This window comes from Hyalangium ruber (assembly GCF_034259325.1).
GTDB lineage: Bacteria > Myxococcota > Myxococcia > Myxococcales > Myxococcaceae > Hyalangium_A > Hyalangium_A rubrum.
On sequence record NZ_JAXIVS010000013.1, the window covers coordinates 177,218 to 199,689 of the forward strand.

At 69.5% G+C, this 22,472-nt stretch carries 12 protein-coding genes; 3 read left to right on the forward strand and 9 right to left on the reverse strand.

Annotation, left to right across the window (positions count from 1 at the left end; genetic code table 11):
* Positions 1-5: 5 nt before the first annotated feature.
* The 8 genes from SYV04_RS32020 to nhaA all read right to left on the reverse strand — a co-directional run bounded on the left by SYV04_RS32020 (position 6) and on the right by nhaA (position 15,619).
* A complete protein-coding gene (locus SYV04_RS32020) occupies positions 6-1,361 on the reverse strand; it encodes a TrpB-like pyridoxal phosphate-dependent enzyme (protein WP_321549767.1) in 1,356 nt (451 codons plus the stop codon).
* A gap of 71 nt (positions 1,362-1,432) precedes the next feature.
* A complete protein-coding gene (locus tag SYV04_RS32025; protein WP_321549768.1) occupies positions 1,433-3,613 on the reverse strand; it encodes a PAS domain-containing protein in 2,181 nt (726 codons plus the stop codon).
* Positions 3,614-3,703: 90 nt separating this feature from the next.
* Positions 3,704-4,564 carry a DUF1206 domain-containing protein gene (locus SYV04_RS32030; RefSeq protein ID WP_321549769.1) on the reverse strand — a complete coding sequence of 287 codons (861 nt, stop codon included), beginning with the start codon at positions 4,562-4,564 and terminating at the stop codon, positions 3,704-3,706.
* Between the two features lie 106 nt (positions 4,565-4,670).
* Positions 4,671-7,433 (reverse strand): cache domain-containing protein, encoded by a 2,763-nt coding sequence (locus SYV04_RS32035; RefSeq protein WP_321549770.1) that lies wholly within the window; start codon positions 7,431-7,433, stop codon positions 4,671-4,673.
* Positions 7,430-11,413, reverse strand: a complete 3,984-nt coding sequence (locus SYV04_RS32040) for a protein kinase domain-containing protein (RefSeq protein ID WP_321549771.1) — start codon at positions 11,411-11,413, stop codon at positions 7,430-7,432. The genes SYV04_RS32035 and SYV04_RS32040 overlap by 4 nt, the downstream gene beginning before the upstream one ends.
* 216 nt (positions 11,414-11,629) lie before the next feature.
* Entirely contained in the window at positions 11,630-12,304 is a 675-nt protein-coding gene (locus tag SYV04_RS32045; protein WP_321549772.1) for a DUF4336 domain-containing protein, read from the reverse strand.
* Between the two features lie 216 nt (positions 12,305-12,520).
* Positions 12,521-14,203, reverse strand: a complete 1,683-nt coding sequence (locus tag SYV04_RS32050) for an ABC1 kinase family protein (protein ID WP_321549773.1) — start codon at positions 14,201-14,203, stop codon at positions 12,521-12,523.
* Positions 14,204-14,281: 78 nt separating this feature from the next.
* A complete protein-coding gene (gene nhaA, locus SYV04_RS32055) occupies positions 14,282-15,619 on the reverse strand; it encodes a Na+/H+ antiporter NhaA (RefSeq protein WP_321549774.1) in 1,338 nt (445 codons plus the stop codon).
* Between the two features lie 162 nt (positions 15,620-15,781).
* Here nhaA and mutS point away from each other — a divergent pair, with 162 nt between their 5' ends.
* Complete coding sequence (gene mutS, locus SYV04_RS32060) at positions 15,782-18,553, forward strand: DNA mismatch repair protein MutS (protein WP_321549775.1); 2,772 nt, start codon at positions 15,782-15,784, stop codon at positions 18,551-18,553.
* A gap of 28 nt (positions 18,554-18,581) precedes the next feature.
* On the forward strand, positions 18,582-19,346 hold the full coding sequence (locus tag SYV04_RS32065; protein ID WP_321549776.1) for a DUF3592 domain-containing protein: 765 nt from the start codon (positions 18,582-18,584) through the stop codon (positions 19,344-19,346).
* A 24-nt stretch (positions 19,347-19,370) separates the two neighbouring features.
* On the opposite strand, the gene SYV04_RS32070 is transcribed toward SYV04_RS32065, so the two are convergent.
* A complete protein-coding gene (locus SYV04_RS32070) occupies positions 19,371-20,555 on the reverse strand; it encodes an LLM class flavin-dependent oxidoreductase (RefSeq protein ID WP_321549777.1) in 1,185 nt (394 codons plus the stop codon).
* A gap of 145 nt (positions 20,556-20,700) precedes the next feature.
* Between SYV04_RS32070 and SYV04_RS32075 the strand changes: the two genes are divergently transcribed.
* On the forward strand, positions 20,701-22,461 hold the full coding sequence (locus SYV04_RS32075; protein WP_321549778.1) for an N-acetylmuramoyl-L-alanine amidase: 1,761 nt from the start codon (positions 20,701-20,703) through the stop codon (positions 22,459-22,461).
* Positions 22,462-22,472: the final 11 nt, after the last annotated feature.

The following is a 22,472-nucleotide window of genomic DNA, read 5'->3' on the forward strand; positions in this document are numbered from 1 at the left end:
GGGACTCAGGCGCCGATCTTGGGCAGCGCGGCCATCGAGCGCTCGATGGCTTCGCGCGGGTACTCGAAGTCCTCGAGCTGTCCGGCGAGGTACTGGTCATACGCGGCCAGATCGAAGTGCCCGTGCCCCGAGAGGTTGAAGAGGATGACGCGCTCGCGGCCCTCCTGGTCGGCCCGGCGCGCCTCCTCGATGGCGGCCTTGATGGCGTGCGAGCTCTCCGGAGCGGGCAGGATGCCCTCCGCCTTGGCGAAGAGCAGGGCCGCCTCGAAGCAGCCCTTCTGGGGGAAGGCGACGCCCTCGGCGAGTCCCGAAGCCACCAGCTGGGACACCAGGGGGCTGGCGCCGTGGTAGCGCAGGCCGCCCGCGTGGATGCCCGGCGGCATGAAGTCATGCCCCAGCGTGTGCATCTTCATCAGCGGCGTCATCTTCGCCGTGTCGCCGAAGTCGTAGGTGTACACGCCCCGGGTGAGCGTGGGGCAACTGGTGGGCTCGGCGGCCACCAACCGCACCTGCCTGCCGTGCATCTTGTCGCGCGCGAAGGGGAAGGCGAGGCCGGCGAAGTTGCTGCCGCCGCCGTGGCAGCCGATGACGACGTCCGGGTACTCGCCCGCGAGCTTCATCTGCTCCTGGGCCTCCAGCCCCACTACCGTCTGGTGCAGGCACACGTGGTTGAGCACCGAGCCCAGCGCGTACTTCGTGTCCTCGTGGGTGGCCGCGTCCTCCACCGCCTCGGAGATGGCGATGCCCAGCGAGCCCTGGCTGCGCGGATCCTTCTGGAGGATGCCTCGGCCGGCGTTCGTCTTGTCCGTGGGCGAGGCGAACACCTCGGCGCCCCAGGTGCGCATCAGCGAGCGCCGGTAGGGCTTCTGCTCGTAGCTGATCTTCACCATATATACGGTGACGGCGAGCCCGAAGAGCTGGCCCGCGAAGGCCAGCGAGCTGCCCCACTGACCGGCGCCTGTTTCCGTAGCCAGCCGCCGCACGCCCGCCTTCGCGTTGTAGAAGGCCTGGGGCACCGCCGTGTTGGGCTTGTGGCTGCCCGCGGGCGAGACGCCCTCATACTTGTAATAGATGTGGGAGCGCGTGCCGAGCTGCTGCTCCAGGGCGCGGGCGCGGAACAGCGGCGAGGGCCGCCAGCGGGCCAGCGCGGCGCGCACCTCCTCGGGGATGGGGACCTCGCGCTGGGCGCTCATCTCCTGCTCGATGAGGGCCATGGGGAACAGCGGCGCCAGGTCGTCCGGCTTCACGGGCTGGAGCGTGCCCGGGTGCAGCACGGGCGCCGGAGGGGAGGGCAGATCCGGGATGATGTTGTACCAGTGGCGGGGGATCTGCTCGTCGGAGAGTAGGTACTTCAAGGGCATGGCCGGGCCTCCTGCGACGCGTGGAAGCGCGGGAGTGTACCGCGCGGGCATGCCCCGCTTCACTGCTGGTCCTAGGAATGAGAAGGCAGCAGCAGGGAGAAGGTGGTGCCTCGACCCACCTGGCTCTCCACCCGCATCTCTCCGCCCATCTTCTGGACGATGGCGTGGCTGATGGACAGGCCGAGCCCGCTGCCTACGCCCACCGGCTTGGTGGTGAAGAAGGGATCGAAGATGCGCGGCAGCACATCCGGGGGGATGCCGTGGCCGGTGTCGCTGATGTCCACGCGCACCCGCTCGCCCTCCCGCCGCGTGTGGACGCGCAGCCGATGGTCCCTCGCGGAGCCCGGCCGCATGGCGTGTACGGCGTTGATGATGAGGTTGAGGAACACCTGACTCAGGCGGCCCTCGCTGCCGAGCACCAGGGGCAGATCCTCCGCGTACGCCTTCTCCAACTGGGCCGTGCGCTTGAGCTCTCCCTGGGCGAGGTGCAGCGCCGCGTCCAGGTTCGCGTGGATGTCCAGCAGGGTGGGCTCCTCGTCGTGGCCCTGGTGGGACAGGTAGCGCATGCCGCGCACGATGTCCTGGATGCGTGAGGCCCCGTCCAGGCAGTCGGCGATGAGCTGCCGGGCCTCGGACAGCCCCCCGACCAGCGCGGGCGGGAGCGCGGGCTGGGTACACAGGTGTTGCTCCAGCTCGTCCCAGCGCGCCCGCAGGAAGTCGAGGTTGGAGAGCACATAGGCGGTGGGGTTGTTGATCTCATGGGCGATGCCCGCCGCCAGCACGCCCATGGCCATCAGCCGGTCGTTCTGGATGCCCTGCTGCTCCAGCCTCCGCCGCTCGGTGAGATCGTGCGCCACGAGCAGCAGGTTCCGCGAGTCGCCAGCGTCCTGGATCGATCCGATGATCTGCACCGCCGTCCGCGCGCCCGTGGCCGAGCGCAGGCCCTGGTCCTCCAGTCGCAGCGTGCCGCGGGTGAGCAACTCCCCCAGGGCGCGCTCCAGGGCGGCCTGTTCGCAGGAGGGGGCGAGCGTGTGAAAGGGCATGCCCAGGAGCTGGGAGCCGGGCATCCCCACGAGCTGCTCGGCCACCGGGTTGAGCTCGAGCACGCGCCCCGCCTCATCGAGGACGAAGACCGCGTCCAGGGAGGCCTCCATGAGCCGGCGGATGCGCCCGCGGGCCTCGTACACCTGGAACTCCAGCCGCGCGGCGTGCCGCTCCACCTCGCGCAGGGCATGGTGGAGCACGTTCTCCTGGACGCGGCGCTCGGTGATGTCCGCGAAGATGCCGAGCACCGCCCACACCTGGCCTTCCGGATCCCACAGCGGCACCTTGCTCGTCAGCAGCCAGTGATCGGTGCCCTGGGCCGTGCGGATGGGCTCTTCGATTCCGAGCTTGGGCATGCCGCTGTCCATCACCTGCAGATCATCCTGCCGGTAGGCCTTGATCTGCACGGGGGGCAGGCCGAGCTCCAGCTCCGTCCGGCCGACGATCTCCTCGGGCGAGGCCCGGCCGAGCTGGTGCGCGAAGGCGTCGTTGCAGCCCAGGAAGATGCCCTCGCGGTTCTTCCAGAAGACCGAGTGGGGGATGTGGGTGAGGACGTTGGTGAGGATCTCCCGCTGGGAGCGCAGCTCGCGCTCGACGCGCCGGCGCTCGAGGATCTCGGCCTGGAGGTCCTGGTTGAGCGCATCCAGGCGCGAGCGGGCCTCCTCCAGCTCGGCGTTGCGCTCCTGGGCCTGCTGGAGTTGGAGCCGCAGGCGCAAGTGCGTCTCGATCTGACGCCCCAGGTGCTCCAGGACGTGGAGCTGGCCGTCGTCCAGGTGGCGGGGAGTCCGATCGAAGATGCACAGGGCGCCGATCCGAGCCCCGTTATCGGCATGCAGAGGGACTCCGGCGCAGAAGCGGACGAAGGGCGCCCCGCGCACGCGCGGGTTGTCACGAAAGCGGGGATCCTCCAGCGCGTCGGCGACGATGAAGGGCCCGTCCTGCTGGATGACGTAGGTGGAGAAAGAGCTGGCGCGATCCAGGCGGGTGGTGCTGCTCGTCAGCCCGAGGCTGGCCTTGACCCAGAGGTGCTCCCGGTCCACCAGGCTCATGAGGGTGATGGGCACCTTGCACAGCTCCGCGGCGAGCCGGACGATGGCGTCGTACTCGGGCTCGGGCGGCCCCTCCAGCAGCCCGTACCGATAGAGGGATTGCAGGCGTTGCTCTTCCCCGAAATCGGGCGCGCTGGACTGGAGTCGCGACTGAAGCATGGCGGACCGCCCCCCAAGGGAAGATCCTGGTTTTCCGGTGAAACTCAGGGAAAACGCAAGGCTTTGCCACGCTGCGTTGTAAACCCGACGTCAGACGCTGGGGGCGATGCGGCGGTAGCGCGCCTCGATGAAGAGATAGAGGGCGTAGGCGACGAGCCCCGCGGCGGTGATGCCCAGGAGCACGACGCCGTGAGGCTGTCGGGCCAGGATGGCCAGGGCCTCGCCCAGCCCCTTGGCTTCGCCGGGATCGGCCTGCAGCGCGGCGCGGATGAAGAAGGCGCCAATGAGGAGGAACACGCCTCCGCGCGCGGCCAGCCCGAAGCGGCAGAGCTGCACGGCGGTATGCGCGCGGTTCGGCGCCAGGCGCTGAAGGTCCAGCTTGCGGCGGAAGTTCGCGGTGAATGCCTTGTGGAACTCCTTCACGGCGTAGCCGATGACGACCAGCCCCACGAGCGCCACCAGCACCTGTCCCAGGGGCTGCTCGAGCAGCCGCGCCGTCCAGCCTCGGGTGCTGGTGCCCTCGCGAGGGGCGCCGCCCAGGGCGCGCTGCGCGGCGGTGAGCGCGAGGCCGGCGTAGAGGGCGCCTCCCGCGAAGTAGGCCACCCGCTTCACCAGCGCCTTGCCGCGAGTGCCCACGTGCTCGGGATCCAGGAACGCCTGGACCCAGCGCCACACGACGAAGCCCACGAGGCCCACGGCGAGCAGCGCGAGCAGGAACCGGCCGAAGGGCTGGTGGGCCACGCTCTCCACGGCTCCGTGGCTGTCGGTGGTGCGCCCCCCTTGGCCTAAGGCCAGCCGCAGGGCCAGGGTGCCGATGATGGCGTACACGACGCCCTTGGCTCCGTAGCCCAGCCTCGCACAGCGCTCCACCCAGCCGCCGCGCGCTGACGCACGCACCTCGTCAGGCACCCGCCCCCAGTTGGGGGATCGCGTCACATTCACCGTTGCCATGTCCGCCCCTCCCTCGACGCTGTCGCGCCGCTAACGGTGTTCACGGCGCACCCAGGCGCCAGCGCGTGCCTGGTCGGCTGGGCTCCTTGCGAGCGGGGGCGGCAGCTCAGCCGGTGGAGGGCCGCGCCAGGTCCTCGTCGGAGCGAGAGGGGGAGAAGTCCCTGCCAGAGGGCGCGGGCACCAGGGGGAGGCTGAAGGAGAACGTCGAGCCTGCCTCGGGAGAGCTCGCCACCCAGATGCGTCCGCCCTGGGCCTCGATCATCTGCCGGCTCAGGTGCAACCCGAGCCCCACCACCCCGGTGTAGCCCTGCGCCCCAGGAGGCAGTGGCTCGTAGAGGGGCTCGAAGACATGGGGTTGGCGCTCCGGTGGAATTCCCGGGTCCTGGTCGTGAACGGAGACCACGACCTCTTCGTCCTGCCTGCGCGCCTTGATCTCGATCGCCTGGCCGGGGAACGAGTACCGGACGGCGTTCTCCAGCAGGTGCGTCACCACATCCCCGATGAACTGGCGGTCGGCCTGGACGAAGAGCGGGCCGGAGGCCTCGATGGAGATCGGGTTCTCCGTGGTCCGGGCGAGGTTCTCCACCCGCTCGCGGATCAGCTCCAGGAGATCGAAGGTCTCGTGCTCCTGCGTGCGCGGTCCGGGCGCCATCCGCACGGCCGTGAACAAGTGCTCCACCAGCCGGGCGATCCGGCGCGTGTTGCGCATGATGGCGGTGAGGCCCTTCTTCTGGCGGGGCGTGGAGTCCTCGTGGTGCAACAGCATCTCCGCCCAGGTCTGGATGGTGGTGACGGGCGTCTTCAGCTCATGGGCCGCGGCGGACATGAACTCCTCGCGCAGGCGCAGGGCCTCGCGCACCTGCTGGAACAGGCGCGCCTTCTCGATGGCCACGGCGAACAGCCGGCCCACGGTGGAGTAGAACTCCAGCTCCCGGCTGGAGAAGCGCCGGGGCGCATACGTGCAGCAGGTCATCACTCCCACCAGGCGATCCTGTGAGAGCAGCGGCAGCGCCGCGATCCCCCGGAAGGGCTCTTCGGTGAGCATGCACGAAGCCGGGCACTCCTCTTCCGACTGGGTGTCCTCGACGGTCTGGATGTGCTTCGTCAGGGCCGCATGCGCCGTGAGCACGGGCGCATCGAAGGGCAGGTGATGGAGCTGCTCTCTCACCCCCAGACGGTGGGAGGCGATCAGGGTGAGCTCCTGGCGCTCGGGCTCGGCCAGCCAGAGCCCCAGCGCATCTACCCCCAGGGAATGGAGGCACTGCTCGATGAACACCTGGGCGATGCGCTCGAGCTCCACTTCGCTGACCAGCGCCTGGCCAATCCGGGCCAGCGCCAGCTCCTGGTCGAGCAGCCGCGCCAGATCGTCTTCCGCCTGCTTTCGCGCGGTGATGTCCCGGATGACGACCTCTCCGAGGATGATCTGCCCCGAGGCATCCCGGACCGGGGCGCCGTTGACGCTGAGCAGGCGCTGTTTGCCATCCAGGCTGCGCAGGCGGATCTCCGCGTCGGTGAACGTCTCCCCCGACAGCGCGCGGAGGACGGGCATCTCCTTCGCCTCCAGCGGGCGCCCATCGGGGTGCCGGATGTCATAGCGCTGGAGGTACTCGGGCAGCGACCGCTCGAACTCGGAGTAGCTCTTGAGCCCGAGCAGCCGCAAGCCCGAGGGGTTGGTGCCGACCAGTCGCCCATCCCGGCCGGCGAGGAAGATGCCATCCGGCACGCTGGCGATGATCGCCGCCAGCTCGAGGGCCTGCCGCTCGGCCTCCTTGTGCAGGGCGTTGACCTCCTCCTCTCGGCGGATGACCTCCGTGGCCATGGCGTTGAAGGCGTTGCCCAGGTCCTCCATCTCATCGCCCGTGTGGATCCGCACGGTCGCGTCCCGATCGCCGCGCTCCAGGGCCTGGGCGGCCGCTCGGAGCTGATGCACCGGGCGGGCGTAGAAGCGCGCCAGCACGAAGGCCAGCAGGGCGTTGAGCAGGAGGATGCCCGTGAAGGCCAGGAGCTTGACGCGCAGCTCCGAGAACAGCGGGGCCAGCGCGACGTCGCGGGGAATGGACACGCCCACGGCCCACGGATACCTCGGCACGGGGGCGAAGGCCCCCATGTGCTCGTCACCGATGAAGGGGTTGGTGAACCGATCGAGCTGGCGGCCGATCCCCGACGCCGCCTCGCGGAGGGCCCCGAGTTCCATGAGGGCGTCGCTCTGCCGATAGGGCAGGTGGGAGGAGCCCGTGTGGAAGGCCAGCCGGCCCTGGGAATCGGCCAGGAAGATCATCTGATCCTGTTGAAGGCGGGCGTCCACGAAGCGATAGGCCAGTTGCTCGGAGCGGATCATGATGTTGACCACGCCGATGGGCGTGCCCTGGGGCCCGCGGATGGGGATGCAGGCGACCAGCCCCGTGCGCGTGGGGCGTTTGAGCTCCAGCACCTCGGAGATGATGGGGACGTTGGCGGCCATCACCTGCTGGAAGTACCGGCGGTCACGGATGTTGAGCCTGGGCGTCGCGGGCTGAGAGGGATCTCCCCAGCCCCGGTTGACGCCGTTGGCGTCATAGACACCGATGGAGTCATAGAGCGGGCTGTGCGTGACCATCTTCTTCAGGTGCGGATCCAGCACCTGGGGGTCCAGCGTCCGCAGCATCGGATCCTGCGCGATGGCCCAACCCAGACCGATGGCGCTGTCGAAGACCTCGGACACCTGCACGGCGACGGAGCGGGCCGTCATCGACTGGGACACCAGGATGGTCTGCCGGGTCCTCTGCAAATCCGACAGGAAGCCGGCGATCAGCAGGATCAGCACCGGCAGCAGGATGATGCTGAAGGCCATGAGGAGCTTGGCGTGGATGTGCAGACGTGGGCGGCTCATGGGAACACCTGCGTTGGGGTGGAAGTGAGTGCGGACGGCCCCAGCCGCTGTTGTGCAAGACGCGCGAAGGTGAACGCTTCTTGAGCGAGGGCCACCTCCAGGGCCCGCTGGAAGCTGACCTGGCTCTCCTGCTCACGACCGAGCGCGCGCAGGCTCTCGCCCCGGAGGCGATGGAGCGCCGATTCGTAGAAGCGCTCCTCTCCCAGCTGGGCCAGCGCCTTGTTCACCACCTCCAGCGCTTGCCGGGGCTGTCGCTGCCACAGGTGGATCTCCGCGAGCATGCCGAGGTTGTGGTGGTTCTGGTCGCTCCGGAGCCCGGAGGCCCGCCAGTTCTCGAGCCCCTGTCGCATGAGCGCCAGGCCCTGGGAGCCCCACCCGAGCCCGGCCATGGCCCAGCTTCGCAGCAGCGCCGACCAGCCCTGCCACAGCCGGAAGTGGTGCTCGCTCGAGAGCGCCAGGCAGCGCTCCGAGAGCTCGAGCGTGGTGGCGGCATCCCCCCGGTATTGGCAACCCAGCGCCACATGCTGGAGGGCGAAGGCGGAGGTATGGAGGTGGCCGATCCGGCCCGCCAGCTCCATGGCCTCTTGGCTCCAGAGTCGGGCCTGCTCCAGCTCGCCTCTCCAGGAGAGGATCGTCGAGCCGTAGGCCAGCCCCGCGACCTCGGGATCCACCCAATGTCGCCGTGCCAGGAGCCGGTGCTGCTCCAGGGGGAAGTGGGCGTTTTCCAGCGAGCGCTCGATCTGCTCTATCGCGGCGCGGCCCTGTCCCCGGGTGAAGGCCACCACGGCCTCCATCCAGTGCCCCAGGGCGAGGAACTCCCGGTGTCGCTGGCGCTGGCCGAGCGTGACCAGCCGCTGGGCCAGCTTGTGCGCCTGGACCAGCTCTCCGCGCGCCATGTTGAAGGCGAACGGCCCCCAGTAGGACAGCTCCAGCCGGGGCAGCACCTCGCCCACCTCGTCGAACAGCACGTGTACGCGGGCATAGGTCCGCTCGGCCTCGGGGGACTGGTAGCCCTGCACCTGCACCAGGGGCATGCCCAGCGTCAGCAGGAGCTGAAGCTCTTCCCCCTTGCGCTGAGCGGTGTCAGGCAGCTCTCGCAGCAGCTTCAGCGCCTGGTTGAGGTGGCCCATGGCCTCCTGGTAGGCCGAGCGCTGGCTGGCATGGGCTCCGGCGCGGGCCCACCAGCGGACGGCCGACGCGTGCTGGCCTGCTCGGGTGTAATGGTGGGCCAGCAGCTCCGGGCGTGACTCCGCGACCTCGGGGAATTGCCGCTCCAGCACCTCGGCGATGCGCCGGTGGTACTCGCGCCGGGTGTCGCGCACCAGGGACTGCGCGGCCGCCTCCTGGATGAGGGAGTGCCGGAAGTAGTACTCCGCGCCGCGGGAGCTGGGCTCGCTCGGCTGGAGGATGCCCGCCGCGACCAGCCCTTCCAGGTCTCGCTGCCGCGAGGCCTCCGACTGCTGCGTCAGGGCCGCCAGCAGCGCGCTGGAGAAGCGTCGCCCGACCACGGCGCCGAGCTGTGCCAGCGCCTTCTGCCGGGGAGGCAGCTCGTCCAGTCGCGCCAGCAACACCTCATGCAGGCTCAGGGGGATGGAGAAGGAGGGGGCCTGGCTGCCCCGTGGCTCCAGGAGGATGCGCGTCATCTCCTCCATGAAGAGCGGCACGCCCTCCGTCCTCTGGACGAGCTGCCGTACCAGCTCCGGCTCCAGGTCCTGGCCGTGGGTCATCTCCCGGACCAGCGACGCGGAGTCCGCCTCGGACAGCCGCTCCAGCTCCAGGAGCCGGACGCCGGGCGGCTCCAGCGGCGCATACCGCAGCTCGGAGCGGCTGCTGAGCAGCAGCAACACCCGGGACTGCCGCACCGACTCGAGCAGCCAGGCCAGGAACTCCAGGGTGGAAGGATCGGCCCAATGCACGTTCTCCACCACGGCCAGCACGGGACGCTCCCGGGCCAGGTTGCGCAGCAGGGTGCCCAGCGCCTCGAAGGCCAGGGACTTCTGTCGTTCGGGCGTGAACGGCAACTGCCCCTCCGAGGAGGGAGACAGCAGCGAGGCAAGCGCCTGCACGTGCTCGCTGGAGAGCCCGAGCGCGAGCAGCCGCGGCTCCATGGCGCGCTGGGAAGAGGGCGGGAGGCCCTCCGGGAGGGCACCCTGGAGCAGGCGCTGGAGCAGCTCGATGAGGGGGTGGAGCGCGCTGGCGGTGAACTGCGGGCCACAGAGGGCCTTCAGGCGATAGCTCTCCTCGGAGGCCACCTGGACGCGCACCTCGTGGATGAGGCGGCTCTTGCCCAGCCCTGCCTCGCCCCGAAGGAGCACGGCGCTGCCTTGCCCCCGCCGGGCTTGCTCCCACAGGCCGAGCAGCTCCCGCAGCTCCCGCTCTCGGCCCACCAGGGGCGTGAGCCCGAAGGCCGCGCGCCGCTGATCGAAGCGGGAGCGCGCCTTGCGCTTGCTCAACGCGCGGTACATCGCCACCGGGCGGTTGGTGGGCAGTCCCTCGGGAGTGGCCGAGCCCCGGGCCTCCAGCTCGAAGGCACCGCGCACCACGGTGCGGGTGGAGGCGGTGAGGAGCACGGTGTTGGGCTCCGCCTGCCGGGCCAGCCAGGCGGCCACCTCGGGGGCGTCTCCGGCGAGCGCGGGCGCGTCCGGCTCCAGCGTCCCAGTGCTCTCCCGCAGCGCCACCCGGTCCGTGTGGATGCCGACCTTCACGGCGAACCCGGGAGGAGGCCGGCGCGCGAGCTGCTGCTGGAGCACCTGGGGGAAGCTCTCCGTCAGGAGCATCCCCGCCTGGACGGCGTTTCGGGCGTCCCCCTCCTGGACCTGGGGATAGCCGAAGCAGGCAAGCACCTGGGAGCCCATGGACAGCATGATCGAGCCGCCACAGCGGCTGAGGAACTCGGCGCAGCCATGATGGAAGGCGGCCTCCAGCTCATCGCGCTCCTCGGAATCGAGCGACTCTGGCCGGCCGGCCGACACACAGCACACGAGCGTCACCTGGCGGCGCTCGGGGGGACGGGCCTGTCCTTGCTTGCGGCGCAGCCCGAGGCGCTCGCTCACCTCTTGGAGCTCCTCCAGCAATTCCTGGCCGGAGGGAATCCGCCGGGCGGGATCCTTGGCCAGGGCGGCGGCGACCAGCGGCTCCAGCTCCGAGGGCAGCTCGGGGTTGCTCTCGCGCAGCGAGGGCATGGGCCGTGGAGAGAGCACGGCGTCGCGGATGCGGTCGGGGACTCGGGAAGGGAAGGGCAGCGTGCCGGTCAGCAGCTCGTAGAGCATCACCCCGGCGGCCCAGATGTCCGTGCGCTCATCCTGCGGCTCGCCGCGCCACTGCTCCGGCGACATATAGGCGGGGGTGCCAGCGGTGGGCAGGTTGGGGAGGGGCAAGGCGCTCGCCAGCAGGTGGGCCAGGCCGAAGTCCAACAGCTTCGCCGTCCCTTCCTGGGTGACGGAGACGTTGGCGGGCTTGAGGTCGCGATGGACGAGGTGGCGGCGGTGGGCGTGCGCCAGGCCCGCGGCGATGCCCTCCATGAGCGTCAGCGCTCGCTGCAGCTCCGGCCGGCCCCGGCGCAGCAGGGCCGAGAGCGACTCACCCTCCAGGTATTCCATCACCAGGAAGGGCACCCGAGGGCCCCCATGCTCGACGCTCCACTCGGCCACGTCGAAGAGGCGGACGATGTTCTCGTGGTTCAGCCGGGCGATGGCTCGCGCCTCTTGCTGGAGCAGGCCGCCGGCGCGGCTCCCGAGTGGCAGGCCGCGGGGTCGCAGGAACTTGAGCGCCACCACCCGTTGCAGCTCCGCGTCCCACGCTCGGTACACGGTGCCCATGGAGCCCGTGCCCAGCGCCACCTGGAGCTCGAACCGCCGACCATCCGTGCCTCCCAGCTTTTCGCCGGGGACGGGACTGGGCAGCCAGGGCTCAGTGGATGCGACCTCCACCAACAGGGAGTCACCGAAGTCCTGGTCATCGTCGTCTTGCGGCGAGTCCATTCCCGGCTGCCTCTGGAGGGGCAGGCTCCCTCCTACTTGCCGTTGCGTTCCCTCGCTAAAAGCTGGGGCTAGCTCCGAAGGAGCGCAACACATCCGCTCGCATGGGCAAGAGGCCGGTCAGGCCCGTGATGGGCTTGGGCATGCGCCTCCACCCGGTATTCCCGGGGAGGGCAGCTGTTGGGGTGCGCGTGGATGTCCTTCGGATTTCAGAGGGGACTACAGCCATTCATAGGCTGCGCGGAAGGCACGTGCCCCCTCCTGCTCGACGATGTGTCCGTGGGCGACGATGACGCGTTGGATGTCCCACTTCAGGATGGAATCCACGTTGGCGCGAGCGACGGCGCGATCCCGGTTGACCACGCGATCGATCACCGAGGTGCTCAGCCGACCGTAGCCGCCGATCGTCTTGAAGACGAAGCGCGTGAACGGCGCGGCATCCGGGCCGATGTTGTGCGCGCAGTCGGTGACGATGAGGGTACGGCTGGCGCGATGGAAGAAGACGACCTCGCCGATCATGGGAGCACCGCGCCAGGGCAGGACGTCGATCTGCTCGGCCCATTCGGCGGAGACCGCTTCGGAGAGCACCGCGTGGAAGCTCAGATCCTTGCGCTTTTCCGGCAGGCCGGGCGCCGCGAAGGCGCGGGCCTGGGGGAAGGCAGTCATCCAGTCACCGATGAACAGGTGGTGGAACATGTTGGGCGCGACGAGGAAGCGCACGGGCCCGAGCGCCTCCACGGCCTGGCGCCGTTCGGGGGTGAGGCGGAGAGGGGAGTGGACCCAGAGCGCTCCATCCGCGAGCCGGATGACCGTCATCCGGGCTTCCATCTTCAGACCCATGAAGGTCAGCGGTTGTTCGGCGACCCACAGGTTTTCGTCCAGCTTGCGCAGCATGGCACCTCTCCACGGGCCCTCGAGTGGGCGTGTGGTAGACCTTTTAGGTCGGCTGGGCCAATAGGAGAACGGGTTTGAGTGGAGAGACGGGCTCGCGGTCTGGGGACGCAGGTCGCGGGTCCCTCGTCTCGGCGCGGGGCCCCCCGTCAGCGGACGGGTCCTCCCGCGCCGGCCGTCCCGCTCTTCCTCGGCTCACGGGCCGCTTTCACTCCTCAATTACCGGCGCTTCTTGAGCCAGCGGATCACGCTCACTTTGCGGAACCTGCCGCCGAACAGGTACCAGGTGAACACCGCGCCGAAGAACGCCGCCGCCAGTGCGATCCCCACGATTCCCAGCACCGGCACGTTCCCGTACATCCACGGCTTCTGCGCGAACGAGATGAACGCGCCCACGATGAACCCGCACGCGCACAGTCCCAGGAACGCGATGATCGCCACGCTGCGCAGGTTCTCGTTCAGCTTGTCGAACTGATCGGCCCGCACCGTCACCGTGAATTTTCCGGACTCGAGATCCAGCAGGATCTGCGACAGCTGCGTGGGCAGGTCCGTCGCCAGTGACTGGAAGCGCAGGAGCGTGCGCATCAGCCCGCCCTGGAATTGGCTGGGATCGTATCGGCCCGCCAGGAGTTCCTTCGCGTACGGCAGCACCATCTCCAGGATGTTCATCTCCGGGTACAGACTGCGCAGCATGCCCTCGGTCGATACCGATGCCCGGCTCAGCAGCGCGTACTCCTTCGGAATCCGGATCCGGTACTTCACCGCGAGGTCCAACAGGTCTCGCAGCAGCGTGCGCGCGTCCACCTGGCCTAGCGTCGTCGGCAGGTGCTGGCCGATGATGTTGTCGATGTCGTTGCGAAAGCCCACGAGGTTGGCCCGCGTGTCCGCCTGCCCCATCCGGTAGAGGATGCGTGCCACCGAGTCGCTGTCCTTCAGCGCCACCGCGAGGCACAGCATCACCAGCGTCTCCTGCATCGGCTTCGTGAGCCGTCCCACCACGCCGAAATCCAGCAGCGCCAGCCGGTTGCCCTCCAGCACCAGCAGGTTCCCCGGGTGCGGATCCCCGTGGAACAGGCCGTCGTCGAAGAGCTGCCGGAAGCTGCCCTCCACGATGTGGTGTGCTAGCACCTTCCGGTCGTCCTCCGACAGCTTCGCCTGGCTGATCTTCACGCCTCGGATGAACTCCAGCGTCAGGACCTTGCGGCTCGACAGCTCGTCGTACACCCGGGGGATCTTCAGGTACGGCCGATCCACGTGGTTGGCCAGGAACGCCCGGATGTTCGAGGCCTCGTTGATGAAGTCCAGCTCTTCGTGGATCGCCTTGTCGAACTCGTCCACGATCCCCGAGGGCGTGTAGACACCCGTCTCCTCGATCACGGCCTCGAGCAGTCGTGCCAGCGAGCGGAGCACCGTTAGGTCCGAGTCGATCCGCTCGGAGATCCCCGGCCGCTGCACCTTCACCACCACCTCGTCCCCCGACTGCGTCACCGCCCGGTGTACCTGCGCAATCGAGGCTGCGGCCAGAGGCGTCGGATCGATGTGCGCGAACAGATCCTGTACTTCCTTGCCCAGTGACTCGCGGATCTGTGCATGCACCTGGTCCAGGGGGATGGGATCCACCTGATCCTGGAGCATGGACAGCTCGTCGATGAACTCGGCCGGCAGCAGGTCTCCGCGCGTGGAGAGGATCTGCCCCAGCTTCACGAACGTAGGGCCCAGCTCATTGAGGAGCATCCGGAAACGACGCGCCGTGGAGGCTCGCTGGCTCTCGGGCGAGACCTCCACCTTCTCCTTGCGGCCCAGCATCCGCCACAGCCCCGCACGCTCGGTTACATCGGCGAATCCGTGCCGTGCCGCGATGACGGCGATCTGACGCACCCGGTTGAGGTCCTGGAGGATCACGCGGCCGGCACCTTCCCACGGGCGCAGGGCTCCCGCAAACGGTTGAGCGGGCGCTTCGTTGAGAAGCGGGGGGAGATGTCAGGCGGCGGGCTGGGCCACCTTGGGCGCTGGACCGAAGCGCAGCAGCACGTAGCCCACCACCGCCGACAGCAGCGAGCCCAGCAGGATGCCCAGCTTCGCCTCCGTCAGCAGTTCCGGCTCCTTCGCGAACGCCAACGTCGCCACGAACAGCGCCACCGTGAACCCGATGCCCGCCACCACCGCCACCCCATGCAGCTGCGTGACCTTCGACCCGCCCGGCATCGGCGATACCCGCGCCTTCACCGCCACCCACGTGAACAGGAAGATGCCCACCTGCTTGCCCACGAACAGCCCCACCATGATTCCCAGCGGCAGCGGCTTGGTCAGATCCGACAGCGACATGCCCTCCAGCGAGATGCCCGAGTTGGCCAGCGCGAACAGCGGGACGATCACGTACGCCACATAGCCGTGCCACAGGTGTACGAACCGGTTGAGCGGCGGCTCGATGTCCTCCAACTGCTCCTCGATATAGAGGATCTGCGCCCCCCGCACCGCCTCGTCCTCCGGCTCCTCCACGCAGCGCGTAATGTAGGCCGACAGCTCGGTGAGCACCTCGCGCCCCCGCCGCGTCGGCCGTGCCGGAATGCACATGCCCAGCACCACCCCCGACAGCGTCGCGTGTACTCCGCCGTGGTGCATCGTGTACCAGAGCGCCGCTCCCAGCAGTGCGTACACCATGCCGTTGCGCACGTAGAAGCGGTTGCACACCCCCAGCAACAGCACCACGCCCAGCGCTCCCAGCAGCCACTCCACATGCACGCCCGTGCCGTAGAAGAAGGCGATCACCAGGATGCCGCCGATGTCATCGAAGATCGCCAGCGCCGTGAGGAACACCACCAACCCGTGCGATACCCGGCCCTTGAGCAGCGTCAGGCACCCGATCGAGAAGGCGATGTCCGTGGCCATCGGGATCGCCCAGCCCTTGGCCGCCGGCGTGCCCGCATTGAAGATCATGTAGAGGCCCGCCGGCACCACCATGCCGCCCAGCGCCGCGATCAGCGGCAGCATGGCCCGCGACGGCGTGCGCAGCTCTCCCGCCGACAGCTCGCGCTTGATCTCCATGCCCACCAGGAAGAAGAAGAACGTCATCAACCCGTCGTTGATGAACTCCCGGAAGCTGAACGCCCCCCGCGACCCCGCGAGCTCCAGTGCCAGCGGCGCGTCGAAGAGCCCCGTGTAGCTTCCGGCCCACCCGGAGTTGGCCCACACCATGGCCGCCACCGCGCACAGCGCCAGCAGGATGCCGCTGCTGGCCTCCAGCCGGAAGAAGGCCTGGAGGGGCGCGATCGCGACCTTGAAGAGGGCAGGGACGGGCGGTGGCGGGCGTGGCTCCATGATCGGCCGGTAGGTTGCCTCCCTGGGGGTCGGCCGTGAATTGTTTTCGGCTCCAACAAGGGCGATTGTCGCCGCGGCGTGTTACAGGTGCGGCGCAGGTGACGTAGTGGGTAGGACGCCCGAGCGTTGATCCAGGACGGTGGGCGTGAGAGAAGGGAAGCCATGGGTGTGACGCAGGTGAAGACAGCCAAGGGCGCCGGCGAGGAGGCCGCGCTGGAATCCAACCTGGAGGGTTTGGAGAACGGGACCGAGCCCGTCGGGGCACGCGAGATCGCCTCGCTCACTCCGATGATGCGCCAGTACCTGGAGACCAAGGCGCTCCACCCGGACACCATCCTCTTCTTCCGGCTGGGCGACTTCTACGAGATGTTCTTCGAGGACGCGGTCCGCGCCTCGGAGCTGCTCCAGATCACCCTCACCGCGCGCGCCAAGGGCAGCGACAAGGTGCCCATGTGCGGGGTGCCCTACCACTCGGCCCGCCGCTACATCGGTCGCCTCATCGAACAGGGGCTCAAGGTCGCCATCTGCGAGCAGATGGAGGAGCCCGGCAACGGTCCCGGCATCGTCCGCCGCGAGGTGACGCGCATCATCACCCCCGGCATGGTGCTGGACGATGAGGTGCTCGAACCCCGGGCCAGCAACTTCGTGGCCGCCGTCCACTGGAGCGAGCGGGGCTTCGGCGCCGCGCTGCTCGAGGCCTCCACCGGCGAGTTCTTCAGTGTGGAGGCTCCCAGCGCCCAGGATCTGGTGGAGACGCTGTCCCGCGTGGAGCCCCGCGAGCTGCTGGTCCCCGAGGGGCTCAAGGCGGCGCCCGAGGTGGGCTTCCTCACCTCGCGCCTGTCGCGCCCGCCTCCGGTAACGGAGATGGAGAAGGCCGCCTTCGAGCCGGCCCGGGCCACCACCTATCTGCGCAACCACTTCGCCGTGGCCTCGCTGGAGGCCTTCGGGCTGGCCGAGGCGCCCCTGGCCACCGGCGCAGCCGGCGCGGCCCTGCGCTACCTCAAGGACACGCAGAAGACGCCCGCCGCGCACGTGGACCGGCTCAGCCGCCTGGAGCGCGCCGGCCACCTGCTCATGGACGAGTCCTCGCGCTCCAACCTGGAGGTCCTCAAGACGCTCCGGGACGGGGCGCGCAAGGGCAGCCTCCTGGGCGTGCTGGACCGCACCGCCACCAGCATGGGGGGCCGCAAGCTGGCCCGCTGGCTCGCCTCGCCCCTGTGCGCCTTGCCGGAGATCCACGCCCGCCTGGATGCGGTGGAGGAGCTGTCCGGGCGCAGCGTGTGGCGCGAGGAGCTGACCACCATCCTCAAGGAGGTGGCGGACCTGGAGCGGCTGTGCGGCCGGCTCTCGCTGGGTGCGGGCAACGCCCGGGACCTGCGCGCGCTCGGGGTGTCGCTCACGCAGCTGCCCCGGCTGGGGGCGGCGCTCTCGCGGTGCTCGGCTCCGCTGCTCAAGGCCCTGGCGGGGCCGCTGGGCGCTTTGCCCGAGCTGGCCGAGCTGTTGACCCGGGCCGTGGTGGACGAGCCGCCGCTGACGCTCAAGGAGGGAGGCCTGTTCCGCACGGGCTTCCACGCCGAGCTGGATCAGCTCGTGGCGCTGTCCACCTCGGGCAAGGACTACCTGCTCAAGCTCGAGGCGCGCGAGAAGGAGCGCACGGGCATCTCCTCGCTGAAGATCCGCTACAACAAGGTCTTCGGGTACTACATCGAGATCACCAAGGCGAACCTCCACCTGGTGCCCAAGAGCGGCGAGTACATCCGCAAGCAGACCACGGTGGGCGGCGAGCGCTTCATCACCCCCGAGCTCAAGGAGTACGAGGAGAAGGTGCTCACCGCCGAGGAGAAGCGGTGCGCCCTGGAGTTCCGTCTCTTCGAGGAGCTGCGTGCCCAGGTCGTCGCCGCCGCGCCCCGCATCCGCTCGGCCGCCGAGGCCGTGGCTACGTGTGACGTGCTCCTGTCCTTCGCCCGCAGCGCCGCGGAGTATGGCTACACGCGGCCCACGGTGGATGACTCGGACGTGCTCACCATCACCGCCGGCCGCCACCCCGTGGTGGAGCGCCTGCTGGCCGCTGGCGACTCCTTCGTCTCCAACGACGTGCGGCTGGATGCCACCGACGCGCAGATCCTCGTGATCACCGGCCCCAACATGGCCGGCAAGAGCACCGTCATGCGGCAGGTGGCGCTCACCGTGCTCATGGCCCAGGCGGGCTGCTTCGTTCCGGCCCGGGCGGCGCACATTGGCCTGTGCGATCGGATCTTCACGCGCGTGGGCGCGGCGGACAACCTGGCGCGCGGCCAGTCCACCTTCATGGTGGAGATGACCGAGACGAGCCACATCCTCCACCACGCCACGCGCCGCAGCCTCGTCATCCTGGATGAGATCGGCCGCGGCACCTCCACCTTCGACGGGCTCTCCATCGCCTGGGCGGTGGCCGAGCACCTGCACGACAAGCTCGGCGCGCGGACGCTGTTCGCCACGCACTACCACGAGCTGGTGGACCTGGCGCGCGAGAAGCCTCGGGTGAAGAACCTGTGCATCGCCGTGAAGGAGCAGGGCGGCAAGGTGCTCTTTCTGCGCAAGCTCGTGCCCGGCGGGGCCAACCGCTCCTACGGCATCGAGGTGGCGCGGCTCGCGGGGCTGCCCCAGGAAGTCGTGGCCCGGGCGCGGGACATCCTCCAGAACCTGGAGTCCGGCGAGCTGGACGAGGCCGGGCGCCCCCGGGTGACGCACCGCAAGGGCTCCAAGGTGTCCGCCGGGCAGCTGGGGCTGTTCGGTGGGGGAGAGACGGGGCCCGTCGCCCAGGCGCAGGGGGCTCCCGCTGTGCCCGCCGAGCACCTGAAGGTGCTGGAGGCCCTGCGCTCCACCGCGCTGGACACCACCACTCCGCTGGAGGCCCTCAACCTCCTGGCCCGGCTCCAGAAGGAGTTGAAGTAAAAGGGGGCTGAGCCAAGGAGGCTGCCCCGTGCAGTTCGCCATTCCCCACGCGCCCCGGCGCGTTCGCTTCACCCAGGTCCCCGGCGCCGTGGGGCGGCTCTTGCGTACGCTCGCCCTGGGGCTGCTGTTCATGGGCGTCCTTGGCGCGGGGGCCTCGTTCGTCGGGCGCTTCTTCCTCAAGGAGAGCGCTTTCCTCGCCCGCGCTCGCGAGGTGGAGGGGCTGGTGTCCCATGTGACGCTGCCGCCCCTGGAGAAGCGGCTGGAGGCCGAGGCCACCCTGGAGGTGCTCTACAGCGTCGATGAGGTGCAGCACTCCGTCAGCGGCGTGCGCACCTCCGCCGAGTACGCCGAGGGGCTCGGGCACGGGGCCAAGGTGAAGTTGCTGGTGGATCCCGAGCAGCCGGACCGTCCGCGCGAGGAGCGCTTCGCCCGCGAGCGCTCCGGGGCGATCAATCTGCTGCCCTGGGGGCTCGGGCTGGGGGCGCTGGGCGCCGTGGCCCTGTTCCTCCGCGAGCTGCGCCGCACCATCCGCGCGGAGCTGGAGCCCCTGCGCCTGGGCGCCCTGGTGTGGCTCACCCCCGAGGGGCCCCTGCCGGAGACGCGCAAGGAGATCATCTTCCCCGCCACCTACTTCCGGCAGGACGTGAAGCACTCCGTCCGCGTCCGCGCGCGCCCGGGCCGCTCCCCGGTGCGCAACGGGGAGAAGGTGCTCGCCGCCGTGGTGCCCCGCGAGCCGGACTGGGCCCGCGTCATCGACGAGGACCTGGCCCGGACTCTCGGTTGGATTCGTTGAGCCGCCCGGCTTTTCAGCCGCGCCTCACTTCGGATCGAACATCGGGATCAGGTGCTCGCCGACCAGGCGGATGCTGTTCATGATGTGCTCGTGCGGCAGGTGACCGACCTGCTGGAAGCACATCAGGCGGTCGATGCCGATGTCCTTGTAGCGCTGCATCTTCTTCCGGCATGAGGCCACGTCGCCGATGATGACCGCGGCGTCGGCGTTGAGGATCTCGTACACCTCCTCGTTGGAGACCTGCTCGCCCGCCACCAGCCGGTCGAGCAGCGCCGTCGTCGGGCTCTTGGGCGCGGAGGCCTTCTCCGCGGTGAGCTTCGCATACGCGGCGAGCGGGCTCGTCGGGTCGCGCTCGGCCGCCGCCGTCATCTCGTCGATCGTGCGCATCATGTGCTCGCGCGCCTCGAAGAACGTGAAGGCCGTGTTGATGTACCAGGCCGCCGCCGCCGCCGCGCCGTGCTCGATCGCCTCGCGCTCGGTCTCCGCGCAATGCACGAACGTGAACAGCGCGACCTGATCGTTGACGGTCTGGCCGACCGGGGTGCAACGCTTGATCTCCCGGCGATACACCTCGAGCATCTCCTCGACCGCCGCGATCGGTGTCGAGACCGTGGTGAGCAGCACGCCGACGCCGTTGCGCCCTGCCTGCTCGAACCCGCTCGGTGTACCGACCGCCTGCCACAGCGGTGGGTGCGGCTTCTGGAACGGCTTGGGCACCACCGCGACGTCCTTGAGCGTGAAGTCAGGGCTGCTCCACGAGAAGCGCTCCTGCGTCCACATCTTCGGGATCATCTCGAAGGCCTGCTGGAGCTGCCGGCGCACGTCGTCCGGCTCGACGTTGAACACGCGCCACTCCGGGAGCGTCGAGCGCGCGAGGCCCAGCTCGAGCCGGCCCTCGCTGAGGTGATCGAGGAACGCCGCGCGCTCGGCGATCCGCATCGGGTGGTTGACCTTGATGGGCGCGAGCACGGCCGAGTGCCCGACGCGCATCCTCCGGGTGGAGCGCGCGATCGCGGTGAGCATCATCTCCGGAGCCGAGCTGTAGCTGAAGTGGGGGGCGCCGTGATGCTCGACCTGCCACCAGCAGCCGTAGCCGAGCTCGTCGGCGAGCCGTGCCTGCTCGAGCGTCTCGAGGATCAGCGCGTGCTCCTGGCCCTCGCCGAAGAACATCTTCGGCTTCATCATCTCGCAAAATATGTCGATCTTCATTCGAGCCGCCTTATGCACCATGTGTATGCCGATCGCACTGACTGGCTGTGACACAAGCCGAGGGCAGGGGAGGACCGAAAATTTGCGGGGTCAGTGGGCCCGTGACACACAGCTGTAGCTCTCGCTACTTGTGTCCGGAGGCCTCATGCGCACACGCCTCGTGCTCTGCCTGCTGCTGCTGTCGACTGTCGCCGCCGCGGCGAAGCGAGACGTGGCCGAGGAGGCCTACCAGGAGGCGCGTACGTCCTACTACGCCCTCAAGGGGGACGCGGCGCGTCGCAAGCTGCGCCACCACTGGCTGAAGGTGAGCCACCGCTTCGAGGCCGTGGCCAGCGAGCACCCCAAGAGCGAGCGCGCTCCGGATGCGCTGTTCACCGCCGGCGAGCTGATGAGCGAGCTGAGCCGGATCTCCTTCCTCGCGGAGGATCTCCAGGCCGCCGTCGGCAGCTACGGAAAGCTGGTGGCGGAGTACCCCCGGCACCGGCTCGCGGATGACGCGGCGCTCTCGCTGGCGCGCATCCACCTGGATCGTCTGGAGCAGCCCGAGACCGCGCGCCGTGTCATCACCGAGACCCTCGCTCTCAACGGCAAGGGAGACCGGGCCCGCGAGCTGAAGGAGCTGCTCGCCTCGCTGCCCGCGCCCAAGGCGTCGCCCGCGCGCACCAAGGCCCCCGCCGTCGCCGAGGCGCCCGCGCCGCAGCCCGAGCGTTCGGGCAACGCGCTGGTGGAGGCCATCTCCCGGACCGCCCGGGAGTCGGCGCCCGCCACCCCGTCGCCCGCCGCCGAGCCCGCGCCGCGCAAGGTCGAGGAGGGCCCGCGCGTCGTCGTCATCACCCCGCTGAAGCCCGAGGAGACGCCGGCCCCCGTCGCGAAGTCCGCGGGGGAGGCCGTGGCCACGACTCCGAGTGTGTCCGCAGAGACGCCGGCCGTGGTCGCCTCCGTCGCGAAGCCCCGCTCCGAGCCGACCCCCGTGGCGGTGAAGCCCGCTCCGGAGAAGGTCTCTCCGCCCGCCAAGCAGGAGGCTCCCACCATCGCCGTCGCCGCGGCGCCGTCGAAGGCCGAGAAGGCTGAGAAGGCCGAGTCGGACGAGGACGAGGCCGGGCCGCTGCCGATGCCGAGCATCCCCGCCCTGGACCAGCACGTCGCCGAGGCCCGCATGAAGACGGCCGCGAAGCTCTCGCGCCGCGCGGAGCTGACGCTGGTGGAGCAGCTCGGCCTCAAGGTGCGCCGCGTCATCATCGATCCCGGCCACGGCGGCCACGACACCGGAGCCATCGGCAAGCAGGGCACCCGCGAGAAGGACATCACGCTGGCCATCTCCCACAAGCTCGCCCAGCAGCTGCGTGAGCGCGGGCTGGAGGTCATCCTCACCCGGGACGACGATCGCTACGTGAAGCTCGAGGGCCGCGCGCAGTTCGCCAACGAGGCCCGGGGAGACCTCTTCATCTCCATCCACTGCAACTCGGCGCACAACCGCAAGCTGCGCGGCGTGGAGACCTACACCCTGAACATCTCCTCGGACCGGTACTCCATCCGCCTTGCGGCGCGAGAGAACGCCTCCACGGAGAAGGGCATCAGCGATCTGCAGTTCATCCTCGCGGACCTGGCCACCAAGGCGAACACCGGCGAGTCCACGCGGCTGGCCAGCCAGGTGCAGAAGAGCCTCGTGGGGCAGCTGACCCGCGAGTACACGGGCATCAAGGACCTGGGCCACAAGGAGGCCCTCTTCTACGTGCTGCTGGGCGTGAAGATGCCGGCGATCCTCGTGGAGACGGCCTTCCTCTCCCACGCGGAGGAGGAGGAGCGTCTGGCCTCCGAGGCGTACCAGGACTCGGTGGCGCGGGCGATCGCCCAGGGCGTGGAGGACTTCCTGGGCGACCGGAACCGGCTCGCCAAGGTCGACTGAAGCCTCCCCGA